The following is a 23,800-nucleotide window of genomic DNA, read 5'->3' on the forward strand; positions in this document are numbered from 1 at the left end:
CTCCAGCACCACGGCCAGCACGCACAGCAGCCCGACGACCGCCCACACACCGAGGGCCGTCCCGGTCGCCGCCACACCGAAGCCGGCGGCGACGGCGGTCAGCGTGAAGACCACGATCGAGGGCAGCCGCTCGCGCACCACACTCGACCGGCTCGGGTGGGCCACCACCTTGACGTCGGCCGGGATGCGCGCTCCTCGCTCCACGCCCGCAGCGTATCGCCGGGGATATCCTGCGAATGATCACGTCCGAGGGGAGCCCGCACGTGTACTCGCGCTACGTCGCGATCGGTGACAGCCAGACCGAGGGCATCGGCGACGGCGACGAGATCCGCGGCTACCGAGGTTGGGCCGACCGGCTCGCGGCCCGCCTCGCCGAGCTCGACCCGGACCTGCGCTACGCCAACCTCGCGGTCCGGGGCAAGCTCGCCGCCGAGGTGCACGCCGAGCAGCTGGCGCCCGCGCTCGCACTGGAACCGGACCTCGCCACCGTGGTCGCCGGCCTGAACGACGTGCTCCGCCCTCGGTTCGACGGTGCCGTCGTCGCCGGGCACCTGGAGGCGATGTTCGCCGCGCTGACCGGCGCCGACGCCCGGGTCGCGACGGTCACCTTCCCGAACGTCGGCCGGATCGCCCCACTGGCCCGCCCGCTGGTGCCCCGCGTGCTCGCGCTCAACGCCGCCATCCGCCGGGCCGCGGCCCGCCACGACGTCCGCGTCGTGGACGCGTTCCCCGTCGCGGTCACCACCGACCCCCGGATCTGGTCGGTCGACCGCATCCACGCCAGCCCGCTCGGCCACGAGCTCATCGCCGCCTCGATGGCCCACGTTCTCGAGCTCCCGGGCAGCGACGACTCGTGGACCCACCCGCTGCCCACACTGTCGCGACCGGGTGCGCTGCGTGCCGCGACCACCGAGCTGCGCTGGCTCGTGAGCTTCCTCGGCCCGTGGGTGGGCCGGCGGATCCGCGGCGTCTCGTCGGGCACCGGCCGAGCGGCGAAGCGCCCCGACCTCGGCCCGCTCGGCCCGCTCGCCTAGCTCCGCCTCAGCTCCGCTCGGTGCCGCCCCGCCGCAGCAGCAACGCGCGGGCGTCCTCGTGACCGCCGTGGCGCGCCCAGCTCGCCGGCGTCCCGCCGTAGAGCTCGTCCGTGATCGTCGGGTCCGCACCGGCGTCGAGCAGCGCCTCGGTCACCTCGAGGTGACCGCCCTCCGCCGCGTGGTGCAGGGCGGTCGTGCCGACACCGTGCCGCGGCCCGCCGAACGTGCCCACGGCGGACGGAGCCGCGCCCAGCTCCAGAAGCCGGCGGACCGCGCGTAGCCGGCCCTGGGCCGCGGCCCAGGTCAGCGGCGTGCCCTGGTACACGTTCGCGTCCAGCGACGCGCCCAGCCGGTGCAGCTCCGTGATCGCGTCGACCGCGTCGGACCGCGCGGCCCAGCTCATCGCCTCGTCGCGGACCTCGGTGACCGACGAGGACGGCCGCCAGGCCGGGAATCCGCCGTGCGGGCGGTAGAAGCCCCGGTGCGAGCCCGCCGCCGGCGACGGCCACAGCTCCGCCACGAGCGCGACGTCGTTCAGCCCGGCCGCGACCCGCAGGTTGCGCGGCACCACCCCGTGCCCGGCGAGCAGCGCCGCGACCTCCCGGTTGCCCCAGAACAGCGCCACCGCCAGCGGCGTTCCACCGTCCCCGCGTGCCGAGACGTCCACCGGCGCCCGGGCCGACAGCAGCAGCCGCGCCATGTGCGGCAGGTTCGAGTACCCGGCCTGGTGCAGTGCCGTCCACCCGTGCGCGTTGCGGTGCGCGACGTCCGCACCGGCGTCCAGCAGCACCGCCACCAGCCGTTCGTCGCATGTCGCCGACGCGAGCCCGAGCAGGTCGTTGCCGTTCGTGCCGCTCGCCGTCACCAGCTCCGGGAACCGCGTCAGCAGCTCGCGCAGCGCGTCCAGATCCTGGTGTCGCAAGGCCTGGAACGCTCGCGCGAACGGCTCGGCGGCCAGCCCGGTCAGGTGCCGGCGCAGCGCGGTCCACGAGGTGAACCCGTGGTTGCGGGCGACCACCAGCCGCGCCCCGGCCGGAGTCAGCGGCGCCGCCCAGCGTTCGAACGCGGCCACCGTGTCAGGCGTGCCGTCCGTGGCGGAGGCCAGCAGGCCGCCGGCCCGGTCCGCGTAGTAGGACGGGTCGTCGGAGAAGGCGTGCTGCAGCGACGGCCCGGTCGTCGTCACGCGGTCGACGTAGGCGCGTAGCCGGGGCCAGCTTCCGAACCCGTACCGGCGGGCGATCAGCAGCTGCGCCTCGGAGAGCTTCAGCGAGCGGTCCCTGCGCAGGTCCTTCGCCTGCTTGCGCAACTGCTCGAGGCTCAGTGACACGGCGACCTCCTTACCCGAATCGCTCGAGGTCCGCTGGCACCGGGCGGGGCAGAAGGTGCGGGCACACGTGAGCAACCGGGGTGGGCTCGGCCCTGTCCGCGGACGGGACGCGGCCCCGGGCCGCGCGAGCCGATCGTAACCACTGTCGGTCCCGCCGAGTAGCGTCGCGCTCGTGGACGACCTGCAGCTGTTCGACAGCCCGCCCCAGGAGGAGCATCCGGGCGGCAGTGCGCGGATCGCCGCGAACGCGCCGCTCGCCGTGCGCATGCGGCCGGCCGGCCTCGACGAGGTGCTCGGCCAGGACCACCTGCTCGGTCCCGGCGCACCGCTGCGCCGCCTCGTCGAGGGCGCCGCGCCGGCGTCGCTGCTGCTGTACGGCCCGCCCGGCACGGGCAAGACGACGCTCGCCATGCTCGTGTCGAGCGCGATCGGCCGGCGGTTCGTGGCCCTGTCCGCGCTGTCCGCCGGGGTGAAGGAGGTTCGCGGGGTCATCGAGGAGGCCCGCCGGCGGCTGACCCACTCCGGCCAGTCGACCGTCCTGTTCATCGACGAGGTCCACCGCTTCTCCCGCACCCAGCAGGACGCGCTGCTCGGCGCCGTCGAGGACCGCATCGTGCTGCTCGTCGCCGCGACCACGGAGAACCCGTTCTTCTCGGTCGTCTCCCCGCTGCTGTCCCGCTCGCTCGTGCAGCAGCTGCGCTCGCTCACCGACGACGACGTGCGGACACTGGTCCGCCGTGCGCTGACCGACGAGCGCGGTCTCGACGACACGGTGACCCTCGATCAGGACGCCGAGGACCACATCGTCCGGCTCGCCGGCGGAGACGCCCGCCGCGCGCTCACCGCACTCGAGGCCGCCGCCGACTCCGCGCTCGCCACGCGCGAGGGCGCGATCGACCTCGCCACCGTCGAGTCCACCGTGGACAAGGCAGCGGTCCGCTACGACCGTCAGGGCGACCAGCACTACGACGTCATCAGCGCGTTCATCAAGTCCCTGCGCGGCTCCGACGTGGACGCGTCGCTGCACTACCTCGCCCGCATGATCGAGGCGGGGGAGGACCCTCGGTTCATCGCGCGCCGGCTGGTGATCCTCGCGAGCGAGGACATCGGCATGGCCGACCCGACCGCGCTGCAGACGGCGACCGTCGCGGCCCAGGCCGTCCAGCTGATCGGCCTGCCCGAGTGCACGCTCAACCTCGCCCACGCCACCGTGCACCTGGCCACCGCGCCCAAGTCCAACGCCGTGACCACGGCGATCTCGCGGGCGATGGAGGACGTCCGGCAGGGCGCCGCCGGAACGGTGCCCGCGCACCTGCGCGACGGCCACTACGCGGGCGCCAAGAAGCTCGGCAACGCGACCGGTTACGGCTACCCGCACGACGTTCCCGAGGGCGTGCTGGAGCAGCAGTACCCACCCGACGAGCTCGTCGGGTGCGACTACTACGAGCCAACCGGCCGCGGCGCCGAGCGCGCCCTCGCCGAGCGGCTGCCCAAGCTCCGCCGCGCCATCCGTGGTCCAAAATGAGTTCCAGCCAACCGCACCTCAGGGGACCGTGGTGCAACCCAGCCACAAGTGCGTGACCAAAGCAGACCCTCGCTACGAAACGTGACCAGAAGTATGAAACCCCGGGGAGGCGGTACTGCGGCGCGCGGTAACCTGACCGGCGATCCCAGCAACGTGTATGGCACCTAGGAGGACTCGTGTCGGCAGGGCAGCTCGCCGCGCTGATCGCGGCCGGCGCGTTCGTACTGCTCGTGCTGCTGCTCGCGATCCCGTTGATCAAGCTCGGGCGCACGCTCGACGAGGCCACCATCGCGATCCGCAAGGCGCACACCAACACCGACCCGCTGTTCGACGGGGCCAACACCACGCTGACCCACGTCAACACCCAGCTTGAGCGCGTCGACGGCATCACCGCCAACACGCAGGCCGTGACGGGCAACGTGTCGGCGCTGACCTCGGTGTTCACCGCCACGCTCGGCGGCCCGCTGGTGAAGATGGCCGCGTTCTCCTACGGCGTCAGCAAGGCGTTGAAGGCCCGGCGCAAGGCCAAGGAGGCCGGCGACGGCAAGCACGCGCGGCGCCGCAAGCGCAAGGGAGCGCGGTCGTGAGCGGAGCTTGCGGAGCGGGCCGTTCGATACGGGGCGGCCGTGAGTGGCGTGACCGAGTCTGCGAGGGGGCGTTTGTTCGCGGAGCTTGCGGAGCGGGCCGTTCGATACGGGGCGGCCGTGAGTGGCGTGACCGAGTCTGCGAGGGGGCGTTTGTTCGCGGAGCTTGCGGAGCGGGCCGTTCGATACGGGGCGGCCGTGAGTGGCGTGACCGAGTCTGCGAGGGGGCGTTTGTTCGCGGAGCTTGCGGAGCGAACCATTCAATACAGGGCGACCGCGAGCGGCGCGACCGAGCCTGCGAGGGGGCGCCGTGAAGCGCATATTTTGGCTTGGGGTGGGAATTGCCACCGGCGTAGCCTTGTCTCGCAAGGCGAAGGAAACCGCACGTCAGGCCACCCCCGCCGGTATCGCCGGGAATCTGGGCGAGGCGATGCGCGAGTTGGCCGGCGCGATCGGCTCGTTCGGCGCGGACGTCCGGGCCGGGATGGTCGAACGCGAGGAGGAGTTGTCCGAAGTGGTGGAGCAGCGATCGGGCGTCAGTCCCGTGGCTCGCCACGCGTTGGGTGCGCGCGACATGAGCGCCGAGCGGCCGGCGCGGCGGGCGCCCGCGCCCCGCGACGCGCGAGCTCGCCGGGCGGGCAGCTGAGCCGCGCACGCGCGGCGCGCGGCTGTCCGCCGTGACCCGGACAACCGTCGGTTCCACACCCTCCTAGGACGTCACCGTGCAGACACACGAGATCAGCAAGCGATTCCTCGATCACTTCAAGAACTCCGGGCACACGATCGTGCCCAGCGCCTCCCTCATCCTCGACGACCCGAACCTGCTGTTCGTCAACGCGGGGATGGTGCAGTTCAAGCCATACTTCCTCGGCGAGGAACCGCCGCCGTACCCGCGCGCGACGAGCGTGCAGAAATGCGTGCGGACCGGCGACATCGACGAGGTCGGCAAGACGACCCGGCACAACACGTTCTTCCAGATGGCCGGGAACTTCTCCTTCGGCGACTACTTCAAGGCCGGCGCGATCGAACACGCCTGGCAGCTGGTCACCGGCAGCCAGTCCGACGGCGGCTACGGCTTCGACCCCGACCGCATCTGGGTCACCGTCTACCAGACCGACGACGAGGCCATCGAGCTGTGGCGCAAGATCGCCGGTCTGCCCGACGAGCGCATCCAGCGCCGCGGTGGCAAGGACAACTACTGGGACATGGGCGTGCCCGGCCCCGGCGGCCCGTGCTCGGAGATCTACTACGACCGCGGCCCGGAGTTCGGCAGGGAGGGCGGCCCGGTCGTCGATGAGGACCGGTACCTGGAGATCTGGAACCTCGTCTTCATGCAGGACGAGCGCGGCGAGCTGTCCCCGAAGGACGACCACCCGCCGATCGGCGAGCTGCCCGCCAAGAACATCGACACCGGGCTGGGGATAGAGCGCGTGGCGTTCCTGCTCCAGGACGTGCACAACGTCTACGAGACCGACCTGGTCCGCCCGGTGATCACCAAGGCGGAGGAGATGTCCGGCCGCCGCTACGGCGCCAACCCGGTCGACGACGTGCGCTTCCGCGTCATCGCCGACCACGCGCGCAGCGGCGTGATGCTGATCGGCGACGGCGTGACCCCGGGCAACGAGGCGCGGGGCTACGTGCTGCGCCGGCTGCTGCGCCGGATCGTCCGCTCCGTGCGGCTGCTCGGCGTCAACGAGCCCGTGCTGGGGGAGTTCGCGGCCGTCGTGCGGGACACGATGGGCCCTGCCTACCCCGAGCTGGTCAGCCAGTTCGACCGCATCTCCTCGGTGGTGCGCAACGAAGAGGACACCTTCCTCGCGACGCTCACCAGCGGCTCGAGGATCTTCGACCTGGCGGCGTCGGAGACCAAGCGGTCCGGCGGCACGGTGCTCGCCGGCGACAGGGCGTTCCAGCTGCACGACACCTACGGTTTCCCGATCGACCTGACCCTGGAGATGGCCTCCGAGCAGGGGCTGACTGTCGACGAGGAGGGCTTCCGCCGGCTGATGGCCGAGCAGCGCCAGCGGTCCAAGCAGGACGCGGCGTCGCGCAGGGTCGGGCACGGTGACGGTGGCGCGTACCGCTCGGTGCTGGACAAGCACGGCGTCACCGACTTCCTCGGCTACCGGGAGCTCGCCGCGGAGGCGACCGTCGTCGGGCTCATCGCGCGTGGCGAGCCGGCCATCGCGGTGGGCGCGGGCTCCGACGTCGAGGTCGTGCTGAACCGCACGCCGTTCTACGCCGAGGGTGGCGGCCAGCTCGCCGACACCGGCCGGATCATCGGCGACGGCTTCGAGGTCGAGGTCCACGATGTGCAGTCGCCGGTCGCCGGCCTGAACGTGCACCGTGGCAAGGTCGTATCCGGCGAGGTCACCCTCGATGCCACGGTCAGCGCGGACGTCGACCCGACCCGGCGGCGGGCGGTGTCCCGGTCGCACTCGGCTACCCACCTGGTGCATGCGGGCGTGCGGCGGGCCCTGGGCACCCAGGCCGCGCAGGCGGGCTCGCTCAACGCGCCGGGCCGGCTGCGGTTCGACTTCACCTCCCCCGGCGGCGCGGTGCCGGGCAGCGTGCTGGCGGACGTCGAGGACGAGGTCAACGACGTGCTGCTCAACGACTACGACGTGCGGGCCGAGATCACCACGCTGGACGAGGCGCGCAGGTCCGGCGCGATCGCGTTCTTCGGGGAGAAGTACGGCGAGAAGGTCCGCGTCATCACGATCGGCGACTACTCCAAGGAGCTGTGCGGCGGCACGCACGTGCACCGATCCGGCGAGATCGGCGTGGTGAAGCTGCTGTCCGAGGCGTCGATCGGGGCCGGCGTGCGCCGCGTCGAGGCGCTGGTCGGGTTGGACGCGTTCCGGTTCCTCGCGCGCGAGCACGTGCTGGTCGGTCAGCTCGCGGAGCAGTTCAAGGTGCCGGCGGAGGAGCTGCCGGAGCGGATCGGGCAGACCGTCGAGCGGTTGCGTGCGGCGGAGAAGGAGCTCGAGAAGCTGCGTGGCGCCCAGCTGCTGTCGTCCGCGAGCACGCTCGCCGAGCAGGCCGAGGACGTGCACGGCACGGCGCTGGTCGCGGTCGCCACGCCGGACGGCATCGGCGGCAACGACCTGCGCTCGCTCGCGGGCGAGGTCCGCAACCGGCTCGGCGCACGGCCGGGCGTGGTGGCGCTGTTCTCGGCGGACGGTGACAAGGTCAGCTTCGTCGTCGCGACCACCGCCGCGGCGCGCGACCAGGGGCTCGCCGCCGGCAAGCTGGTGCCGGCCTTCGCGCCGGCCATCGGCGGCCGTGGCGGCGGCAAGCCGGACCTCGCGCAGGGCGGCGGCGCCAACGCGACCGGCATCCCGGATGCCGTCTCGGCGCTGCGGCGAGCCCTGGCCAAAGGCACATGAGCCCTCGCGATCCGTCACCTCAGGGGACCGTGACGCAAACCAGCCACCGGTACGTGACCGAGCCGAACGTGTCCTGCTCGACGCGACCGACAGAGTAGAAATGCGGGGAGGCGGAACTGTGCCTGACCGGCCGGGTCTCGACGATCCGGGACCCGGCCGCAGGCTCGGCGTCGACGTCGGATCCGTGCGGGTCGGGGTCGCGCTGAGCGATCCCGGTCCCGTGCTCGCGACGCCACTCGTTACGCTGTCTCGCGACGAACGCTCGGGGAGCGATCTCGACCGGTTGGCCGAGCTCGTCGTCGAGCACGAGGTGGTCGAAGTGGTGGTCGGATTACCGAGAACGCTCGCGGCCCGGCACGGCAAGGCGGCGGCCGGGGCCGTCGCATACGCCAGGCGGCTCGCGAAGCGGGTGCGTCCGGTGCCGGTTCGGTTGGCCGACGAACGGCTCACCACGGTCAGCGCGACCAGAATGCTCAGCGATCGGGGGGTGCGCGGCAAGAAGCAGCGGGCGGTGGTCGACCAGGCCGCGGCCGTCGAGATCTTGCAGGCCTGGCTGGACGGCCGGGCCCGGCACATGCCTCCGGAGGCGCCGCAACCATGACCCACGAAGAGCTCGACCTGTTCTCCGAGACCCGCACCGAGCGAGCCCGCCCGGTGCGCAAGCCCCGCAAGCGCAGGCGTCGGCGGATCGTGTTGTGGGTGAGCATGGTCGTCGTGCTCGGGCTCATCGCCGCGGGCGGGTACTACGGGCTACGGCAGATCCTGGACATCGGCAGCTACGACGACTACCCGGGCGAGGGCGGGACCCAGGTCGTCATCCAGGTCAAGAACGGCGAGTCGACCGGTGACATCGCCGCCACGCTCGCCGAGGCCGACGTCGTGGCGAGCTCACGGGCGTTCGTCAACGCGGCCGAGTCCGACGAGCGGGTGCGGGCCATCCAGCCCGGCTACTACGTGGTGAAGACGAAGTCCTCCGGCGCGGCGGCGGTGAGCCAGATCGTCGCCGAGGAGGCGAAGGTCGGGAACCTGCAGATCAAGGCCGGCACGCAGCTGGACGACGTCAAGAACGGCGACAAGGTGACGCCGGGCATCGTCTCGTTGCTGGCACAGGCGTCGTGCGCGGACCTGAACGGCGAGAGCACCTGCGTCGAGCCCGAACAACTGCGGGCGAGCGTGGAGAAGGCCGACCTGGCCAAGCTCGGCGTGCCCGACTGGGCGTTGCCGTACGCGAGCAAGGCCGAGCCGACCCGCCGGCTCGAGGGCCTGATCATGCCCGGCGTGTACGACGTGAAGCCGGGCTCGACCCCCGAAGAGCTGTGGCGGCAGCTGGTGAGCAACTCGGCGACGCAGCTGCAGGCGGTCGGCATGCCGAACATCGCGCAGGACACCGGGTTCACCCCGTACCAGGTGACGATCATGGCGTCGCTGATCGAGCGCGAGGCCATCGAGAAGGACTTCCCGAAGGTATCCCGGGTGACCTACAACCGGCTCGCCGAACGAATGCAGCTGCAGTACGACTCGACGATCAACTACGTGCTGGACCGGCCGACGATCCGAACGAACGACGCGGACCGGAACAAGGCCGGCCCGTACAACACGTACCAGAACACCGGCCTGCCGCCGACGCCGATCTCGGCGCCGAGCCCGGAGGCGTTCAAGGCCGCCGCAACGCCCGCCAAGGGGACCTGGCTGTACTTCGTGCGCTGCCAGACCGACGGGACGTCCTGCTTCGCCACGAACCAGGCGCAGCACGACCAGAACGTGGCGGACGCTCAGGAACGCGGTGCCTACTAACGTTCGGCGCGCCGCCGTGCTCGGCTCACCGGTGGCGCATTCGCTGTCGCCGGTGCTGCACGGTGCCGCGTACCGCGCGCTCGGCCTGACCGGCTGGACCTACGAGCGGGTGGAGGCCGACGCCGCCGCACTGCCCGACCTGGTGTCCTCTTTGGACTCTTCGTGGGTGGGGTTGTCGGTGACGATGCCGGGCAAGCAGGCGGCGCTGTCCGTCGCCACCGACGCGACCGAGCGTGCGGTGGCCGTGGGCGCGGCGAACACTCTGGTGCACATCGACTCCGGCTGGCGCGCCGACTGCACGGACGTCGACGGTGTGGTCGGCGCGCTGCGCGCGGTCGGGTGCTCCGGCTCCGGCTACGGCGTCGTGCTCGGCGCGGGCGGCACGGCGTGCGCGGCGCTCGCCGGGCTGGCCGACCTCGGTTTCGCGGACGCGTACGTGGTCGCGCGCGAGCCGGCGCGAGCGGAGCCGGCCGTGCGGTGCGCGTCGAAGTTCGGCCTGGCGGTCGAGGTGGTCCGCTGGGCGTCCGCGCCGTGGGAGGAACTCGCCGGCGGTGCCGCCGTCCTGGTGAACACCGGGCCCGCGGAAGCCGTCGAGCAGCAGGTGCCCGCGCTCGCGCTCGCCCCGTGCGTGCTGGACGTGATCTACCATCCGTGGCCGACCGCCCTGGCCACCGCCGTCGGCGCGCGCGGCGGCCGGCTCGCGACGGGCCTGGACATGCTGCTGCACCAGGCGTTCGGGCAGGTCGAGCAGTTCACGGGCCGCCGTGCGCCACGCTCGGCGATGCGGGATGCCCTCCGGGACGCTACGGGAAACCGGATGCCCCTGCCGCTCTAAGGTCGCGGCATGGACGAGGAGAGCATGCGCGCCGCCACCATCGGAGAGCTGAAGCCGTACGCGGTGCCGGTCGTGGTCGTGGACTACGACCCGGCCTGGCCGTCCTGGTTCGAGCGGGACCGGGCGGAGATCGCCGCGGCGCTGCGGGCGCGGGCCTTGTCGATCGAGCACACGGGCTCCACGTCGGTGCCCGGCCTGGCGGCGAAGCCGATCATCGACATCCTGCTGCAGGTCGAGGACTCGGCCGACGAGCAGAGCTACATTCCCGCACTGGAGGCGGCCGGGTACCGGCTGCGTATCCGCGATGCGGCGTGGATGGAGCACCGCGTGCTGCGCCGCCGTGTTGAGAACGGCGATCACCACGACGTCAACCTGCACGTGTTCTCGCCTCGGCACGCGGGGTCCGAGATCGTGCGGGTGATCGGTTTCCGGGACTGGCTGCGCGCTCACGACGAGGACCGGGGCCGGTACGAGGCGGTGAAGCGCGAGCTGGTGAAGCGGACGTGGAAGTACGTCCAGAACTACGCCGACGCGAAGACGGAGATCATCGAGGAGATCCTCGCGAAGGCGCGGCTGGTCTGATTTCCCATACTCCGCGAGCGAACCCGAGCGAATGGACCATTCGCACGGGTTCGTCCTTGCCGGCCCGGGTCGACCGAGGCCACCGTGGAGTTCATGGACCTCGTTCTCCTCGGCGCCGCAGGCGGTGCCACCGCAGGTTTCGCCGGCCGCTCGTTGCTCGCCCACCTCCGCCGAGGCACCGTGGTCCACAGTGGATGGTTAGCCGGCGCCGTGGCGCTCCTCTGGGCCGCCGTGGCCTCACGAGTCGCAAGTGGACACGTGCCGGCCTGGTGGCTCCCCGTTCCGCTCGCGCTGACCTGGTTCGCCACCCTGCTCACGGTGGTCGATCTGCGTCACCGCCGCCTGCCCGACGCCCTGACCCTCCCGGCGTACCCCGCCATGGCAGCCGCGACGGCACTGTCCGCAATCCTCGGCGACGACTGGTCGATCGCCCTCCGCGCGGCGTCGGGTGCTCTGCTCTTCGGCACCCTGCACGCCGCGGTCCACGTCGTGCGCCCGCGGTCCCTGGGCGCGGGCGACGTGAAGCTGTCGGGCAGCGTGGGCGCGGCGCTGGCCGCGTCGGGCTGGCCGGCCCTGGTGCTCGCGGCGGTGCTGGCCGCGCTCGTGACGCTGCTCCTGGGCGCACTGACCCGCCCACCCAGAGGGGACGGCATCCCACACGGCCCTGGCCTGCTGGCGGCCACCTGCCTGTTCACGACCTTCCCAACAGCGGCGGTAACCACGCCATGACCGCCGCTCCAGGCACCGAAGCCCGCCCCGCACCGGCCACCTCCCCACCCACCGCCTCGGCGTTGCATGCATCGTCCATCTCGATGGCTCCCAGCCCCGCTCGGGCTTGCCGCGCCGAACGACCGCCCCACCGGTCGCTTCGCGCGGCTTTGCCGGTCGTTTCGTGTCGCGCAGCGGGTCGTTTCGTGCGGCTTTGCCGGTCGTTTCGTGTCGCGCAGCGGGTCGTTTCGTGCGGCTTTGCCGGTCGTTTCGTGTCGCGCAGCGGGTCGTTTCGTGCGGCGCTGCCGGTCGTTTCGTGTCGCGCTGCCGGTCGCTTCGTGCGGCCCTGCCGACCGCCTCGCGCGGCCCAGCCGACCGCCGCACTCCGCTCAGCCTCCCAACCCCAACCCCATGCCAGTCCAGAGCACTGTGAGAGCGGCATGACAGGATCAGCGGGTGTTGCGTTGGATCACCGCTGGGGAATCGCACGGCCCGGCTCTCGTCGCCGTGCTGGAGGGCATGGTGGCCGGGGTCGAGGTCACCACTGTCGAGCTCGGCGAGCAGCTCGCTCGCCGCCGTCTCGGGTTCGGGCGCAGTCCGCGCATGGGCTTCGAGACCGACCGCGTCGAGTTCCTCGGTGGGGTGCGCCACGGCGTCACCCAGGGCGGGCCGGTCGCGGTCCGCATCGACAACACCGAGTGGCCCAAGTGGGAGAAGGTGATGGCCGCCGACCCCGTCGACGCCGAGGAACTGGCCGGACTCGCCCGCAACGAGCCCCTCACCCGGCCGCGCCCCGGCCACGCCGACCTCGCCGGCATGCAGAAGTACGGCTTCGACGAGGCCCGCCCGGTCCTCGAGCGCGCCAGCGCCCGCGAGACCGCCGCCCGCACCGCGCTCGGCACCGTCGCCCGCGCCTTCCTGCGCCAGCTGCTCGGCGCCGAGGTGATCAGCCACGTCATCTCTATCGGCACGGCGGACGCCCCCGACGGCCCGGCGCCGCAGCCGTCGGACCTCGCGGCGATCGACGAGAGCCCGGTCCGCGCCTTCGACCCGAAGGCCACCGAGGCGATGGTCGCCGAGGTCGAAGCCGTCAAGGAGGCCGGCGACACGGTCGGCGGCGTCATCGAGGTGATCGCCTACGGGCTACCGCCCGGCCTCGGCTCGCACGTGCACTGGGACCGGCGCCTCGACGCCCGGCTCGCCGGCGCGCTGATGGGCGTGCAGGCGATGAAGGGCGTCGCGATCGGTGACGGGTTCGAGACGGCCCGCCGCTGGGGCAGCAAGGCCCACGACGAGCTCGACCCCGCGGACGGCGTCACCGGGGTCACCCGGCGGTCCAACCGCGCGGGCGGCCTCGAGGGCGGCATCACCAACGGCGAGCCGCTCGTCGCGCGCGTCGCCATGAAGCCGATCTCGACCGTCCCGCGTGCACTGTCCACAGTCGACGTCGCGACGGGTGAGCCGGCCGTGGCGATCCACCAGCGGTCCGACGTGTGCGCCGTGCCGCGGGCGGGCGTCGTGCTGGAGTCGGTGATGGGACTCGTACTTGCCGAGGCGGCGCTGGAGAAGTTCGGTGGCGACTCGCTCGCCGAGACGCGGCGCAACGCCGAGGGCTACCTCAAGGCACTCCAGGAACGGTGGTGACAGTGACCGCACGCGGTCCCGTACTGATCCTCGTCGGCCCGCCCGGCTCCGGCAAGAGCACCGTCGGCCGCCTGGCCGCCGAACGGCTGGGCGTCGACTTCCGCGACTTCGACGACGACCTCGAGCGCACGCACGGCATACCGGCCGGCGAGCTCGTGGTCCAGCTCGGTCGGGAGAGGTTCCAGGAGTCCGAGCGGGAGCTGCTCACCACGCTCCTCCCAGAGTTCACCGGCGTTCTCGCGCTCGGCGGCGGCACGCCGACCGCGCCCGGCGTGGCGGAGCTGCTCGAACCGTTCCACGTCGTCTTCCTCGACGTCGACCTCGAGCACCTGCTCCGCCGCGAAGGGCTCGTGCCGCTGCACCCGTGGCTGCTGCCCAACCCGCGCGCGCACCTCAAGGAGCTCCTGAACACCCGCCGGCCGATCTACGCCAAGGTCGCGGCCGCCACGGTACCGACGAGCGCCCGTACCCCCGAGGACATCCTCGCCGACGTCCTCGCCAGCATGCCCGTCACGAAGGACTGAGGCGAATTGTCGGTGCCCGCTGATAGGCATGGCACATGGCAGTCGAACTCCTCCGCGAAGCCGTCCTCGCCCACCGGGCGTGGGTGCAGGGCTTGCACGGCACCGCAACCACCGACGAGCTGGCCGTCCTCGCCGTCGGCCTGCCGGACACGCCGGCCGGCTCCGCCGCGCTGGGCTTACGGCAGCGGACGGGCGAGGTGCGTGAGCTCGATCGTCCGGAGCTGGTGCTCGCCCTGACCGTGCGCGGTTCGCCGCACCTGCACCGGCGGGCCGACCTGCCGTTCGTTCGCGCCGCGTTGTGGCCGAGCGACAACGACGCTCTCCGGGCATACCTCGGCGGCTACGGCGACCAGCTGATCGCCTCCGGTGTGGACGGACCGGAGCTGGTCGAGCGGGTCGCCACCGAGATGCGTGCCGTGTTCCCGGGTGACGTGGCGTCGAAAGGAGAACTCTCCGGCGCCGTCAGCCCGCGATTACCGGAGATCGCGCGGCCCTGGTGCGAGGGCTGCGGTGTCGCACACGTGGCCGACGGGCTCTTCCGGCTCGGCACGCTGTACGCCGGTATCGAGCTGGTTCCCCACGACGGTCGCCGGTTGCGGTTCCGGCTGGGGCCGGGCAAGCCGGCGATCGCCAAGGGCGACAAGACAGCCGACCTGCTGCGGACCTACCTGCGGCTCGCCGGCCCGGCGACACTCGGCGACCTCGTCCAGTGGTTGGACACCCGGTCGGTCACCGCGCCGCCCGGCTGGCTGCGGCCGAGCTTCGACGAGCTCGCCGGTGAGCTGGAGGAGGTGACGATCGACGGCCGCACGCTGTGGGCGCACCGGGACATGGTGGCCGCCGTTGGTGAAGCGCCTGTCCCGCCACCGGTGCTGTTCCTCCCGCCGAGGGACGCCATCGCGCTCGGCAACCGCGGCTGGCTGGTACCGGACCGGGCGATCGCCAAGTCCGTGTGGCGTCCGATCGGGAGCCCGGGCACGGTGCTGCTCGACGGCGACATCGCCGGCACGTGGCGCGCCCGCATGGCTGGCCGCGTGCTGCGGCTGACGGTCAGCGTCGGCGGCCGGCTCACGGCGAAACAACGCGCGAAAGTGGAGGAACAGGGCGAGGTCGTGGCCGTCGCCCGTGGGCACGACGGAAAGACGGAGGTGGAACTGGACTGATCCCCAACTGAATATCGCCGAAGCTCCGGTGCGATGCTCAACCACACCAGACAGAACGGTGTGAGGGAGTGAGCCAGTGACCGTGGACCGGGCGGCGGAGCCGGTGCGTATCAGGGTGGCCACCGAGCGGCCATACGAGGTTGTGGTCGGGCGCGACCTGACCGACGAGCTCGTCGCGCGGGTGGCCGGCGCGCCGAAGGTGGCGATCATCCACCCGCCGACGCTCGCGAGCGGCGCGGCGACCATGCGCCAGCGGCTGCGTGACGCGGATGCCGACGCGCACCTGATCGCGATTCCGGACGCGGAGGAGGGTAAGACCCTCCAGGTCGCCGGCTCGTGCTGGGACGAGTTCGCTGCGCTCGGCATGGACCGGGGCGGCACGGTCGTCGCGTACGGCGGGGGAGCGGTGACCGACGTGGGTGGGTTCGTCGCGGCCACCTGGATGCGTGGCGTACGCCTGGTCAACGTGCCGACCACGCTGCTCGGCATGGTGGACGCCGCGGTCGGCGGCAAGACAGGTATCAACATCGACGCGGGCAAGAACCTCGTCGGCGCATTTCACGAGCCGGCCGCGGTACTCGCCGACCTAGACACGCTACGCACGCTGCCGGCCGACGACCTCGCCGCCGGCATGGCCGAGGTGATCAAGGGCGGGTTCATCGCCGACCCGCGGATCCTCGAGCTCGTCGAGAGCGACCCGAAGGCCGCGCTCGACCCGGACGGTGACGTGCTGGCGGAGCTGGTCCGCCGCAAGATCCAGGTCAAGGCCGACGTCGTGGCCGCCGATCTCCGCGAGTCCAGCCTGCGGGAGATCCTCAACTACGGGCACACGCTCGGCCATGCGATCGAGCGCCGCGAGGGCTATCGCTGGCGGCACGGCGCGGCGGTGAGCGTCGGCCTGGTGTTCGCCGCCGAGCTGGCCCGCCGCGCCGGTCGGCTCGACGACGCCACCGCGGACCGGCACCGTGCCGTCCTCGAGTCGATCGGCCTGCCGACCCGCTACGAGGCCGACGCGCTGCCGGATCTCGTCCAGAGCATGCGCGGTGACAAGAAGACCCGCGCCGGCGTGCTCCGGTTCGTGGTCCTAGACGGGCTCGCCGCGCCCGGCCGCCTCGAGGATCCCGAGCCGCGCCTGCTGACCGCCGCATACGCGTCGATCAGCAGAGGGTGAGCTCCGTCGACGTCGTCGGCGAGAGGGGAACCCGGACTAGAGTCCGAACGACATGGCGGTCGGTCCTCGTGAACGGGAGCGGAACATGAAGGCGTTCGTGCTCAACGGACCCGACCTGGGCAGGCTGGGCACCCGCGAGCCGGAGATCTACGGCCGCACGACCCGCGCATGACGACCCTCCACACAGGACGCCTCACCCTGCGCCCGATCCGCGCCGCGGACGCCGGCCCGCTCATCGAGCTGTTCGCCGACCCCGAGCTGGGCCGCCACCACCAGGACGACCTCACCGACCCCGATGCGGTCCGGCGCCTCGTCCGGCGCCGGCTCGACGATCGCGGTCCGGCTGGCACCGGCGACTGGGTCTTCGAGCTCGACGGCGAGCTGGTCGGCATCGGCCACCTGCGCCCCTCCACGGAACTCCCGGGCGGCGTGCTGGAGTGCGGCTGGTACCTGGCCCGCGTGCACTGGGGGAGCGGCCTCGGCGAGGAGGCCGCGCGGGCGATCGTCGACCATGCCCACCACGCGCTCGGCGCGCCGGCCGTGTTCGCCCTCGTGCACGAGGACAACCCGCGCGGGCGCCGGTTCGTCGAGCGGCTCGGCTTCCACGACATCGGCTCCGGCCACCACTGCGGCGCCGTCCACCGCGTGCTGGTCAGCCTCCCCGAGCCGGGCGGCGTGCACCACGTCGAGCTGTGGGTGGCCGACCTCCCGAGCGCCGAGAAGTCCCTCGGCTGGCTGCTCACCGAGCTCGGCTGGCGCGAGTACCAGCGCTGGCCACGCGGCGTGAGCTGGCGCCACGGCGGCTCCTACGTGGTCGTCGAGGACTCGCCGGACCGTCGCGGCGACCGGCACGAGCGAACCCGTCCGGGGCTGAACCACCTGGCCCTGCACGTGCGGGATCGCGCCGAGCTGGACCGGATCACCGCGGCCGCGCCCGGGCACGGCTGGCGGCTGATGTTCGCCGACCGGCACCCGTACGCGGGCGGCCCGGACCACGTCGCGGCGTACCTGGAAAACGACGACGGCTTCGAGGCCGAGGTTGTCGCGGGCGAACACGGGCTGTGATCACTACACTATTCGGAGGAATCCACGGGCGAACCTTTCGGAGGCACTTCCGCGATGCGCAGCACGCACCGTCGAAGACCGGCCGCCCTGTCCGCCACGCTGCTGGGACTGACAGTCCTCGCCGCCTGCACGACCAGCGAGGCGTCGCCACAGGCGGACGACGGCCCGGAGATCGAAGTCGTGCCCGGCAAGACCCCGTCACCCTCCGCCAAGCCCGAGGAGGGCGAGCCGGTCGCGCTTCGCCTCACCACGAGCCGCGGCCGCAAGAGCTCCGGCACCGTCGCGGCGGGCGGCGACGACGCCCCCTACAACTACGCACCCTCGGTCCTGCTCGATGACGGCCGCTACCGGATGTGGTGGTGCAGCCAGCTCGGCGTCGCGAGACCCGCCGGCGACGACATCCTGCTGGCCGAGGCCCGTTCGATCCGTGGCCCCTTCGCCGGCCCCGACGGCAGGCGGGGCACCCCGATCTTCTCCGGCCGCCGGGGCGGCTTCGACGCCATGCACACGTGCGACCCGTCCGTGATACGCGTGGCCGGGCTTTACTACATGTACTACACGGGGGCCGCCGGCGATCACGACCACGGCAACGCGATCGGCCTCGCCACCAGCCACGACGGCCGGTCGTGGACGCGGGTCAACGACGGCAAGCCGATCGTCAGGTCCGCACGGCAGGTGTCCAACGGCAACACCTACGGCGCCGGCCAGCCCTCCGCGCTGTACCTCGGCGGCAAGTTCTACCTGATGTTCACCGACACGACCGGCCGCGGCACCGGGCACAACGGTGCGGGTCAGTTCGTGCTCCGCTCGCCCGATGCCACGTTCGCCGAGGACGTCGAGGTGCTCGGACCGGACGGCTTCGAGCCGGTGTCGGACACGAGCGCGCGCGAGCGCGTGATCGTCGACGCGTTCAGCGCGGACTGGATGTGGGTGGACTCGCTGGCCGCGTTCGCCGTCGCCCACGAGACCCGCGAGGGCACGACGATTACCTTCTGGGACATCGAGTTCCGCACCAACCCCTACGAGCCGGTGGTCGTCCCGGGCGTGTGGCGCGAGGGTCCGGGCCTGGTCCGCCGGCCGGACGGGCACGCGGTCGTCTCCACCGCGGACCCGTGCGGCACCGTGGCCATCGACCTCGTCCGTGCCACCCGGCAGGGCCGCTTCGGGCCGTCGGACCTGCGGTACTTCGGCCTCGACGTCAGCGGGTTCGACGCCTGCTCGGACAAGGGCCGGGCGCTGCTCGCGCTGGACGGGTTCGCCATGCCCTCCCCGCAGCGCACGATCGACCTCGTGGTCAAGGGTGCGCTCGTGCGAATCGACCGGCGGTCTGTCGCGGAGAAGCTCGCGGTGCGCGTCCTCGACCGGCGCGTGCCAGCACTCGACGACGTCGAGGTCGTCGCGCGGCTGAGGCCGGGCATCGAGGCGATCGCGGCGCCCGGCCGGGGGACGGGGTTCGTGCTCGACGACAAGCTGTGGCGGTTCGCCTCGGCCGAGGTCGCCACGCTGAACTCGTCGTCGTTGTACCAGATGTCCGACGAGAGCTGGGACGGCTACGAGCGCGGCCCGGACCTCGACCCGCCGCGCTGACGCTCGTCGCGCCCGGACTCGTCGGGCTCATCGGACTCGGTGCGCTCGTCGGCGCCGCGCGGTACCCGGATCCACCGCCCGGCAAGGAAACCGATGCACGCCGGCACCAGCACGAGCAGCGCGGTGAACGCGGCACCACCGGTCAGCGCGCCGCCGAGCTCGGCCACCCCGGTCTGGTCCACGAAGATCGACTTGCCGACGAGGCCCAGGATCGCGGCGCCCCAGCCGGTGATCAGCGCGGCGATGAGCCAGACCCTGCCGCGTTCGGGCACGTCCCGCCACGTGTCGACCGCGCCCCATACCGCGGCCACGCCGACGAGCACGCCGAGCATGATCGCCTCGAAGACCGTGCGGGAGGTCGGGTGGTGTACCCCGAAGTCGGCCCGAACCGTCTCGGCCGCGGCGTGCACGACGGCCAGCACGACACCGCGCAGCAACCAGGTTCGCCCGTCCCTTCGCACCGCCACAGCGTAGGCGCACGCCTACTAAGCTCGCACGCATGGCCGACACGCACGTTCGCCGCCGCGCGGCACTGCGTTCCCGCCTGCGGGAGCGCAGCCTTGATGCCCTGCTGGTGGTCGATCAGCGCAACGTGCGTTATCTGACCGGCTTCACCGGTTCCAACGCCGCGCTTCTGGTGCACGCACACGACGAACCGGGTGACGAGGCGCGCACGGTGTTCTGCACCGACGGCCGCTATCTGACCCAGTCCGCGCAGCAGGTGCCCGACCTCGAGCGGCTGATCGACCGCCCGTGCCCGCCCGCCCTCGTCGTGCGGGCCGCGGCCGGCACGGCCTACCGCCGCACGGGTTACGAGAGCCACCGCGTCACCGTCGAGGAGCTGGACACCCTGACCGGTGTCGCGAGTGGCGTCGAGCTGGTCCGCGCGCCCGGACTGGTCGAGGAGCTCCGGATGGTCAAGGACGACACGGAGATCGAGGCGCTGCGGATGGCGTGCGCGGCCGCGGACCGGGCGCTCGCGGACCTGATCGAGCACGGCGGGCTGAGCGCCGGCCGCACCGAGCGCGAGGTCGCCCGGGACCTGGAGAACCGGATGCTCGACCACGGCGCGGCCGGTCCGTCGTTCGAGACGATCGTGGCCGCCGGCGCGAACTCCGCGGTCCCGCACCACCGGCCGACCGGCGCCGTGCTGCACGCCGGCGACCTCGTGAAGCTCGACTTCGGCGCGCTGGTCGACGGGTACCACTCGGACATGACGCGCACGTTCGTGCTCGGCAAGCCGGCGGACTGGCAGCGCGAGATCTACGACCTGGTGGCCACCGCGCAGGCGGCCGGCCGCGCGGCACTGGTCGTGGACGCGGACGTGCGCGGCGTGGACGCGGCGGCCCGCGACGTCGTGGAGCGTGCCGGGTGGGGCGAGGAGTTCCTGCACGGTCTCGGGCACGGGGTCGGGCTGGAGATCCACGAGGCCCCGGCCCTGGCCAAGACCGGTGAAGGTAGACTCTCCGCCGGTATGGCAGTCACCGTGGAGCCGGGCGTGTACCTGTCCGGCAGGGGCGGGGTCCGCATCGAGGACACGCTCGTCGTGCGGGACGGCGATCCGGAGCTTCTCACGCTGACGACCAAACAGCTTGTCGTCGTGTGACCCCGCCAGCGAGTACAGGAGAGACCTACCCCGTGGCTTCCACCAACGACCTGAAGAACGGCCTGGTGCTCAACCTCGACGGCCAGCTGTGGGCCGTCGTCGAGTTCCAGCACGTGAAGCCGGGCAAGGGGCCGGCGTTCGTGCGCACGAAGCTCAAGCACGTGCTGTCCGGCAAGGTCGTCGACAAGACCTTCAACGCCGGCATCAAGGTGGACACCGCCACGGTCGACCGGCGCGAGATGACCTACCTGTACCAGGACGGCAACCAGTTCGTCTTCATGGACGGCGACACCTACGAGCAGATCCACATCGACGGCGACGTCGTCGGCGACTCCTCCCGGTTCCTGCTGGAGAACCGGAACGCGGTCGTCGCCACGCACGAGGGCACGCCGCTGTTCGTCGAGCTGCCGGTGTCGGTCGAGCTGGTGATCAGGCAGACCGACCCGGGCCTGCAGGGCGACCGGTCCACCGGCGGCACGAAGCCGGCCACGCTGGAGACCGGCGCCGAGATCCAGGTGCCGCTGTTCCTGTCGACCGGTGAGAAGGTCAAGGTCGACACCCGTGACGGCCGCTACCTCGGCCGCGTCAGCTCCTAGTGCCCGCCGACCGGGAGCGCTGGATGGGCGCACGCAGCAGGGCCCGCAAGCGCGCGGTCGATGTTCTGTATGCGGCGGCGGTGCGTGACGCCGACCCGTTGGCCCTGCACGCCGAGCGCACCGAGGCCGCCGAGCACCCGCCCCCGAACGACTACGCCACGGTGCTCGTCGAGGGTGTGGTGGCACACCGCGAACGGATCGACGAGCTGCTGACCGAGCACGCCGAGGGCTGGACGCTCGACCGCATGCCGTTCGTCGACCTGGCGGTCCTGCGGCTCGGCGTGTTCGAGCTGCTGTGGGCCACGGACGTCCCGGACGCGGTGGCGGTCGACGAGGCCGTGCAGCTGGCCCGAACTCTGTCTACAGAGGACTCACCACGCTTCGTCAACGGCGTCCTCGGCCGCCTGGCTACGATCGCCGAGCAGCTTCGCGCCACCCTGTAGCGCTTGCTCGTTGTGTGGCGAACCCACCACGCACCGCGTCCGGTCCTGGCCTCATGGTCGGGCGCGTCGGCCGGCTGGTTCGGCGGGGAGGGGAACGGCGAGGTGCGGCCGGCCAGCAGCTCGTTCCTCAACGAGGTGACCTGGCAGCTTCAGCGGCTCGCCGAGCGGGGGCGGTAGGCATGGTGCTTCCCCCTGGCTTCACCCGCAACGAGCCGTGCCCGGCATCTCGCCCACCCACGAGACGCGGCCGGGGAGCTGGCCACGTGGACGGCATGGACGCGCAGGACACCTCTACGACACCGTGTCCGTCCTCGACCGCCTCGCGGCGGACCCCGACGTGTTCCTCCGTCCGGCGCAGGCCGTCAGCGGCATCGTTCCGTCGATCATCCAGGCCACCTACGGCAAGCTCACCACGGGCTGCCTCACCTGGAACAAGGAGTGCGCAGACACCGCGCCGAGCGACGGCATTCCCCAACCCGAGCAGGAGCTGCCGGCGCGGGCGCCGGTCACCGCCACCCGGAGGTGCACCCGGCCGGCGTGAACTGGTTGAGGTCTACACAGAGAACGGTGTGTACGTGGTCGTCGCCGTGGTCGCCGTGACGACGACGGTGATCACGGGCGGAGTGACCACTGCGCGCACCCTGGTGGCAGCGGCGATCGGGGCACTTGGCGAGGCGGTGAAGACAGGCAAGGAAACCAACCTCGTGCTGGACAGCCACCCACGTGTGCAGGACACCGCCCAGCACATCAGCCGCTACGCAGAAGGCGTTCGGATCGCGTGACCTCGACAGCCAGTTGGTCGCCTTGATCGTCGCCAATACGCCGGATGCCACCTGTTTCGAGGTTGTGCGGTTCGAGTCGGCGTGTTCGCGGAGTTCTGCGCGTACACATGGCTAAGGCCACTGTCGACATTGGACGCGAAGACCACGAGGATGGTGTCTGCGGACGGCGTATGAAGTGGCATTCCTCGCCTTCCCGGGCGATGTTGACTCGTTCGGCGCTCGTGATCCCGAGGGTCCGCCGTTGGCTCGGGCGGGCTTCCAGCGGGTCGGCCACGGGCGGCGCCGTCGGCACCGAGGTGGTGGTCGTGGGACGGCTTCCCTGCGTGAGCATCTGATCCCCCTCGGTCGACCTCCCGTCGGGAACATATCGGGCACGGCAGGCCGGAGGAGACCGAATGCCTCGTCTCACGGTCCGAAACTCGCGAGAGAATGTCGGTGCCGCGACGTAGCTTGGCGGCCATGGACATGGTTGATCGCCGCAGCCTGGTCGCGGTCGGGGTCACGGTGCTGTTCTGGGCCTCCGCGTTCGTCGCGATCCGGCATGCCGGGGCGGCCTACTCGCCGGGTGCGCTGGCGCTCGGGCGGCTGCTGTCCGGCTCCGTGGTGCTCGTGGTCGTGCTGCTGATCCGCCGCGAGGGCTGGCCGGCGCGCGCGGCGTGGCCGGGCATCGTCGCGTCCGGAGTGCTCTGGTTCGGCCTCTACATGGTCGCGCTCAACTGGGGTGAGCGGGAGGTCGACGCGGGCACGGCGGCGATGGTGGTGAACGTCGGACCCGTGCTGATCGCGCTGCTGTCCGGCTGGCTGCTGGCGGAGGGCTTCCCGCGGCGGGTGCTCGCCGGGATCGCAGTGTCGTTCGCCGGCGCGGTGGTGGTCGGCTTCTCGACGTCCGGCGGCGGGTCGGCGTCGGCGCTGGGCGTCCTGCTGTGCGTGGTCGCGGCGGCGTCCTACGCGATCGGCGTGACCTGCCAGAAGCCCGCCCTGCGCCACGCCTCCGCCGTGCAGGTCACGACGTTCGGCTGCCTGGTGGGCGCCGTCGCGTGCCTGCCGTTCGCCGGGCAGCTCGTGTCGGAGATGGCGACGGCCCCGGTGGCGGCGACGCTGGACGTCATCTACCTGGGCGTGTTCCCCACCGCGCTCGCGTTCGTCACCTGGGCCTACGCGCTGGCGCGCACGACGGCGGCGAAGATGGGCGCGACGACCTACGTGGTCCCGGCCATCGTGATCGCGATGTCGTGGTTGCTGCTGTCCGAGGTCCCGGGCTGGCTCACGCTCGCGGGCGGCGCCTTGTGCCTCGCCGGTGTCGCGATCACCCGGGCGCGCTCCCGGAGGCGGACTCCGGCGCCCGACCCGGCCACCCCGGCGGAGCCAACCGCCTCGGCGGCGACCTGACATGGAAGGGGATCGGAGCGGGAGCATCGCTCCGATCCCGGCGTCCTTCTCC

General features: G+C 72.1%; 26 protein-coding genes and 1 pseudogene. 24 read left to right on the forward strand and 3 right to left on the reverse strand.

Annotation, left to right across the window (positions count from 1 at the left end; all coding sequences use genetic code 11):
* On the reverse strand, positions 1 to 204 hold a 204-nt coding region (locus tag ACRDTB_RS14480; RefSeq protein WP_431430752.1), incomplete at its 3' end, for a hypothetical protein.
* A 32-nt stretch (positions 205 to 236) separates the two neighbouring features.
* Between ACRDTB_RS14480 and ACRDTB_RS14485 the strand changes: the two genes are divergently transcribed.
* A complete protein-coding gene (locus ACRDTB_RS14485) occupies positions 237 to 1,034 on the forward strand; it encodes an SGNH/GDSL hydrolase family protein (protein WP_431430754.1) in 798 nt (265 codons plus the stop codon).
* 7 nt (positions 1,035 to 1,041) lie between these two features.
* On the opposite strand, the gene ACRDTB_RS14490 is transcribed toward ACRDTB_RS14485, so the two are convergent.
* Positions 1,042 to 2,361, reverse strand: a complete 1,320-nt coding sequence (locus tag ACRDTB_RS14490; RefSeq protein WP_431430756.1) for an ankyrin repeat domain-containing protein — start codon at positions 2,359 to 2,361, stop codon at positions 1,042 to 1,044.
* Positions 2,362 to 2,548: 187 nt separating this feature from the next.
* On the opposite strand from ACRDTB_RS14490, the gene ACRDTB_RS14495 reads away from it, so the two are divergent.
* The 16 genes and pseudogenes from ACRDTB_RS14495 to ACRDTB_RS14570 all read left to right on the forward strand — a co-directional run bounded on the left by ACRDTB_RS14495 (position 2,549) and on the right by ACRDTB_RS14570 (position 18,932).
* Complete coding sequence (locus ACRDTB_RS14495; protein WP_431430803.1) at positions 2,549 to 3,886, forward strand: replication-associated recombination protein A; 1,338 nt, start codon at positions 2,549 to 2,551, stop codon at positions 3,884 to 3,886.
* 176 nt (positions 3,887 to 4,062) lie between these two features.
* Positions 4,063 to 4,473, forward strand: coding sequence for a DUF948 domain-containing protein (locus tag ACRDTB_RS14500; protein WP_431430757.1), 411 nt, complete (start codon positions 4,063 to 4,065; stop codon positions 4,471 to 4,473).
* A 307-nt stretch (positions 4,474 to 4,780) separates the two neighbouring features.
* Positions 4,781 to 5,116 (forward strand): hypothetical protein, encoded by a 336-nt coding sequence (locus ACRDTB_RS14505; RefSeq protein ID WP_431430758.1) that lies wholly within the window; start codon positions 4,781 to 4,783, stop codon positions 5,114 to 5,116.
* Positions 5,117 to 5,192: 76 nt separating this feature from the next.
* Entirely contained in the window at positions 5,193 to 7,859 is a 2,667-nt protein-coding gene (alaS, locus tag ACRDTB_RS14510; RefSeq protein WP_431430759.1) for an alanine--tRNA ligase, read from the forward strand.
* A gap of 100 nt (positions 7,860 to 7,959) precedes the next feature.
* Entirely contained in the window at positions 7,960 to 8,460 is a 501-nt protein-coding gene (gene ruvX / locus ACRDTB_RS14515; RefSeq protein ID WP_431430760.1) for a Holliday junction resolvase RuvX, read from the forward strand.
* A complete protein-coding gene (gene mltG / locus ACRDTB_RS14520) occupies positions 8,457 to 9,653 on the forward strand; it encodes an endolytic transglycosylase MltG (protein WP_431430761.1) in 1,197 nt (398 codons plus the stop codon). The genes ruvX and mltG overlap by 4 nt, the downstream gene beginning before the upstream one ends.
* The gene (locus ACRDTB_RS14525; protein ID WP_431430762.1) at positions 9,643 to 10,488 is read left to right on the forward strand and encodes a shikimate dehydrogenase; all 846 of its coding nucleotides are present in this window, start codon (positions 9,643 to 9,645) and stop codon (positions 10,486 to 10,488) included. The genes mltG and ACRDTB_RS14525 overlap by 11 nt, the downstream gene beginning before the upstream one ends.
* Positions 10,489 to 10,497: 9 nt before the next feature.
* A complete protein-coding gene (locus ACRDTB_RS14530; RefSeq protein ID WP_431430763.1) occupies positions 10,498 to 11,070 on the forward strand; it encodes a GrpB family protein in 573 nt (190 codons plus the stop codon).
* 93 nt (positions 11,071 to 11,163) lie between these two features.
* The gene (locus ACRDTB_RS14535; protein ID WP_431430765.1) at positions 11,164 to 11,799 is read left to right on the forward strand and encodes a prepilin peptidase; all 636 of its coding nucleotides are present in this window, start codon (positions 11,164 to 11,166) and stop codon (positions 11,797 to 11,799) included.
* 435 nt (positions 11,800 to 12,234) lie between these two features.
* Positions 12,235 to 13,422, forward strand: coding sequence for a chorismate synthase (aroC, locus tag ACRDTB_RS14540; RefSeq protein ID WP_431430766.1), 1,188 nt, complete (start codon positions 12,235 to 12,237; stop codon positions 13,420 to 13,422).
* 2 nt (positions 13,423 to 13,424) lie between these two features.
* Positions 13,425 to 13,946: a shikimate kinase gene (locus ACRDTB_RS14545; protein ID WP_431430767.1), complete on the forward strand. Its 522-nt coding sequence runs from the start codon at positions 13,425 to 13,427 to the stop codon at positions 13,944 to 13,946.
* A gap of 35 nt (positions 13,947 to 13,981) precedes the next feature.
* On the forward strand, positions 13,982 to 15,109 hold the full coding sequence (locus ACRDTB_RS14550; RefSeq protein WP_431430768.1) for a DNA glycosylase AlkZ-like family protein: 1,128 nt from the start codon (positions 13,982 to 13,984) through the stop codon (positions 15,107 to 15,109).
* 76 nt (positions 15,110 to 15,185) lie between these two features.
* A complete protein-coding gene (gene aroB / locus ACRDTB_RS14555) occupies positions 15,186 to 16,280 on the forward strand; it encodes a 3-dehydroquinate synthase (RefSeq protein ID WP_431430769.1) in 1,095 nt (364 codons plus the stop codon).
* Between the two features lie 85 nt (positions 16,281 to 16,365).
* Positions 16,366 to 16,449: pseudogene (locus ACRDTB_RS14560) on the forward strand (type II 3-dehydroquinate dehydratase); the annotation flags it as partial.
* Positions 16,449 to 17,345 carry a GNAT family N-acetyltransferase gene (locus tag ACRDTB_RS14565; RefSeq protein WP_431430770.1) on the forward strand — a complete coding sequence of 299 codons (897 nt, stop codon included), beginning with the start codon at positions 16,449 to 16,451 and terminating at the stop codon, positions 17,343 to 17,345. The pseudogene ACRDTB_RS14560 and the gene ACRDTB_RS14565, both read left to right, overlap by 1 nt.
* A gap of 54 nt (positions 17,346 to 17,399) precedes the next feature.
* Positions 17,400 to 18,932, forward strand: a complete 1,533-nt coding sequence (locus ACRDTB_RS14570) for a beta-xylosidase (protein ID WP_431430771.1) — start codon at positions 17,400 to 17,402, stop codon at positions 18,930 to 18,932.
* Here the strand turns inward: ACRDTB_RS14570 and ACRDTB_RS14575 are convergent.
* Positions 18,896 to 19,393 carry a B-4DMT family transporter gene (locus ACRDTB_RS14575; protein ID WP_431430772.1) on the reverse strand — a complete coding sequence of 166 codons (498 nt, stop codon included), beginning with the start codon at positions 19,391 to 19,393 and terminating at the stop codon, positions 18,896 to 18,898. The genes ACRDTB_RS14570 and ACRDTB_RS14575 overlap by 37 nt on opposite strands.
* A 38-nt stretch (positions 19,394 to 19,431) precedes the next feature.
* Here ACRDTB_RS14575 and ACRDTB_RS14580 point away from each other — a divergent pair, with 38 nt between their 5' ends.
* From ACRDTB_RS14580 to ACRDTB_RS14610, 7 genes are all read left to right on the forward strand, one after another.
* Positions 19,432 to 20,538: a M24 family metallopeptidase gene (locus ACRDTB_RS14580; protein WP_431430774.1), complete on the forward strand. Its 1,107-nt coding sequence runs from the start codon at positions 19,432 to 19,434 to the stop codon at positions 20,536 to 20,538.
* Between the two features lie 32 nt (positions 20,539 to 20,570).
* Positions 20,571 to 21,134, forward strand: a complete 564-nt coding sequence (gene efp / locus ACRDTB_RS14585) for an elongation factor P (RefSeq protein ID WP_431430775.1) — start codon at positions 20,571 to 20,573, stop codon at positions 21,132 to 21,134.
* A 23-nt stretch (positions 21,135 to 21,157) separates the two neighbouring features.
* Positions 21,158 to 21,577: a transcription antitermination factor NusB gene (gene nusB / locus ACRDTB_RS14590; protein ID WP_431430777.1), complete on the forward strand. Its 420-nt coding sequence runs from the start codon at positions 21,158 to 21,160 to the stop codon at positions 21,575 to 21,577.
* Positions 21,578 to 21,580: 3 nt separating this feature from the next.
* Positions 21,581 to 21,754: a hypothetical protein gene (locus tag ACRDTB_RS14595; protein WP_431430778.1), complete on the forward strand. Its 174-nt coding sequence runs from the start codon at positions 21,581 to 21,583 to the stop codon at positions 21,752 to 21,754.
* Positions 21,755 to 21,878: 124 nt separating this feature from the next.
* Positions 21,879 to 22,118, forward strand: a complete 240-nt coding sequence (locus ACRDTB_RS14600; RefSeq protein WP_431430779.1) for a hypothetical protein — start codon at positions 21,879 to 21,881, stop codon at positions 22,116 to 22,118.
* A 34-nt stretch (positions 22,119 to 22,152) separates the two neighbouring features.
* Positions 22,153 to 22,359: a hypothetical protein gene (locus ACRDTB_RS14605; RefSeq protein WP_431430780.1), complete on the forward strand. Its 207-nt coding sequence runs from the start codon at positions 22,153 to 22,155 to the stop codon at positions 22,357 to 22,359.
* Between the two features lie 459 nt (positions 22,360 to 22,818).
* Complete coding sequence (locus tag ACRDTB_RS14610) at positions 22,819 to 23,748, forward strand: DMT family transporter (protein ID WP_431430781.1); 930 nt, start codon at positions 22,819 to 22,821, stop codon at positions 23,746 to 23,748.
* Positions 23,749 to 23,800 lie beyond the last annotated feature (52 nt).

This window comes from Actinophytocola sp. (genome assembly GCF_050699935.1).
GTDB lineage: Bacteria > Actinomycetota > Actinomycetes > Mycobacteriales > Pseudonocardiaceae > Actinophytocola.

What these genes read in the sequence shown, in the direction of transcription:
- ACRDTB_RS14550 (WP_431430768.1), top strand. Translation starts at nt 13,982, where the DNA reads ATGGCAGTCGAACTCCTCCGCGAAGCCGTCCTCGCCCACCGGGCGTGG.
- ACRDTB_RS14565 (WP_431430770.1), top strand. Translation starts at nt 16,449, where the DNA reads ATGACGACCCTCCACACAGGACGCCTCACCCTGCGCCCGATCCGCGCC.
- ACRDTB_RS14570 (WP_431430771.1), top strand. Translation starts at nt 17,400, where the DNA reads ATGCGCAGCACGCACCGTCGAAGACCGGCCGCCCTGTCCGCCACGCTG.
- ACRDTB_RS14485 (WP_431430754.1), top strand. Translation starts at nt 237, where the DNA reads ATGATCACGTCCGAGGGGAGCCCGCACGTGTACTCGCGCTACGTCGCG.
- ACRDTB_RS14530 (WP_431430763.1), top strand. Translation starts at nt 10,498, where the DNA reads ATGGACGAGGAGAGCATGCGCGCCGCCACCATCGGAGAGCTGAAGCCG.
- ruvX (WP_431430760.1), top strand. Translation starts at nt 7,960, where the DNA reads ATGCGGGGAGGCGGAACTGTGCCTGACCGGCCGGGTCTCGACGATCCG.
- nusB (WP_431430777.1), top strand. Translation starts at nt 21,158, where the DNA reads ATGGGCGCACGCAGCAGGGCCCGCAAGCGCGCGGTCGATGTTCTGTAT.
- ACRDTB_RS14580 (WP_431430774.1), top strand. Translation starts at nt 19,432, where the DNA reads ATGGCCGACACGCACGTTCGCCGCCGCGCGGCACTGCGTTCCCGCCTG.
- ACRDTB_RS14610 (WP_431430781.1), top strand. Translation starts at nt 22,819, where the DNA reads ATGGACATGGTTGATCGCCGCAGCCTGGTCGCGGTCGGGGTCACGGTG.
- ACRDTB_RS14535 (WP_431430765.1), top strand. Translation starts at nt 11,164, where the DNA reads ATGGACCTCGTTCTCCTCGGCGCCGCAGGCGGTGCCACCGCAGGTTTC.
- mltG (WP_431430761.1), top strand. Translation starts at nt 8,457, where the DNA reads ATGACCCACGAAGAGCTCGACCTGTTCTCCGAGACCCGCACCGAGCGA.